Origin of the sequence: Loigolactobacillus zhaoyuanensis, assembly GCF_003946385.1 — a bacterium.
Classification (GTDB): Bacteria; Bacillota; Bacilli; order Lactobacillales; family Lactobacillaceae; genus Loigolactobacillus; species Loigolactobacillus zhaoyuanensis.
Genome location: NZ_RHOE01000137.1, coordinates 1 through 1,621 on the forward strand (window position 1 = coordinate 1; position 1,621 = coordinate 1,621).

The following is a 1,621-nucleotide window of genomic DNA, read 5'->3' on the forward strand; positions in this document are numbered from 1 at the left end:
GAACACATAAAATAGGCAAGATCCAGTGAGAAGCAACACCTGAATTAAGTTCGATTCATCCGTGAACGGTGATTCCATATATTAATCGTCATCCCCCCTTGAACATCCGGTTTTGAACTTGGGTTTCATGGAACTTTAGACGTTACCAAGTTATCAGCTTGATACTTACTTTCTATTACTGATAAAGCCTTTATCTGCATATAAATCAATACAGAGTGACTCGCTAAATCAAAATGGGTTTCCTCCACTCCGTCAATTGAATGTAACTCAAAAAATATTGTTTTTACAGCATTTTCACAGCATATTCCACCTAAAATTAGTCTAATTTTTTTCATTTATTTTTAACTCACCATCATCAGTTTGACCTTCTTGCAAATTAGCTTCTACAAGTACTAAAAATTCTTCTGGCGACAACGTTTCCCGTCTTGAAAGTAATCTTTGAATAAAAACAGAGACAACTATCGATTCACTATATTGGGCATAATAATGGGCCTGATGATAATAGGTATCTTTAGTAACCAAGGACTTGCTTACGAGTCGAAATAGTAATGTTTTAACAGTGCTGGGCCGCCAAGTTTGTCGTCGCCGGATTGCCTGGTAAATATCTTTAGTTGAAATCCCGGGATAATGCCAGATAATTCGCAAAATTTCGTACTCAGCATTAGTTACACAACCAATACAATTATCTTTTACCTCGTGATCTAACAAAATAATCACCTCTATTGATTATAGCTGTAACATAACATTTACGATTACATTTGTAAACCATAATGTCAAAAAATTATTCACGTCCTTGGATGGAAACGTGATCAGCCGTATTTTTAGTAATAAAGTGTTGTAGTTCAACCGAATTTTCATTAAAAATGAGGTTAAACCTTTTATTTTGCTTTGACTGACCAGTCACTACTAGAATTATTTTTCCAGATGTGATCTGCTTATTTGTCATTGTTAATTGTTGAATATCCTTAAAGTTTATTAATGTTGGCAACAAACTTGGTAACATAAATCCATCTTGAGCTACACCACTAACTCCCGACATAAAGCCTAGTACTATTAGAATAGCCAATAAAGAGCTGAGTAATATACTATTTCTAGCCGGAATCCACATAATGAAAGCAAGAATTAAAAATAAAATATTACTTGCTGCAACAATTACCATATAGTTAGACTTCCACAACAGTCGTGATTCTTGTCGTATATGAAATACGGCTAATAACATCAGTGCAAAAACCATTAGTCCTATAATAATCATATTCAAAAACCTCGCTTTCTATGTTCATTGTAAATTCCATTTATGGAGTTAATTTGTAGTTTGAATTTTAAACCAATTATTTTAAAACAGCCCAACTGATTATGTCCAGATTGTGAACATTAAAAATTGAACAAAAGGTCCATACAAGATATTTTTATACAAACACTTGCATTTATTTGTCACACCATACTGTATAGTACAAGATAATAAAAAAGGGGGCGTTGAAGTGAACCCCCGGTATTGGACCAGAATCCAATACCGGGGGTTTTACTATGACTAAATATACTAAGCAGTTTAAACTGCAGGTGGTTCAAGACTATCTCACTTCTTCGTTAGGGATTGTATTGATTGCTAGAAAGTACCAGATCA

General features: G+C 33.9%; 3 protein-coding genes. All 3 read right to left on the minus strand.

All coding sequences use genetic code 11. The features are described from left to right. Positions 1-125: 125 nt before the first annotated feature. The 3 genes from EKM76_RS13230 to EKM76_RS13240 all read right to left on the minus strand — a co-directional run bounded on the left by EKM76_RS13230 (position 126) and on the right by EKM76_RS13240 (position 1,159). Positions 126-335 carry a hypothetical protein gene (locus EKM76_RS13230; protein ID WP_125551015.1) on the minus strand — a complete coding sequence of 70 codons (210 nt, stop codon included), beginning with the start codon at positions 333-335 and terminating at the stop codon, positions 126-128. Further along, complete coding sequence (locus tag EKM76_RS13235) at positions 322-708, minus strand: BlaI/MecI/CopY family transcriptional regulator (protein ID WP_035457193.1); 387 nt, start codon at positions 706-708, stop codon at positions 322-324. The genes EKM76_RS13230 and EKM76_RS13235 overlap by 14 nt, the downstream gene beginning before the upstream one ends. 73 nt (positions 709-781) lie before the next feature. Further along, positions 782-1,159, minus strand: a complete 378-nt coding sequence (locus tag EKM76_RS13240; RefSeq protein ID WP_125551016.1) for a hypothetical protein — start codon at positions 1,157-1,159, stop codon at positions 782-784. Between the last annotated feature and the right edge of the window lie 462 nt (positions 1,160-1,621).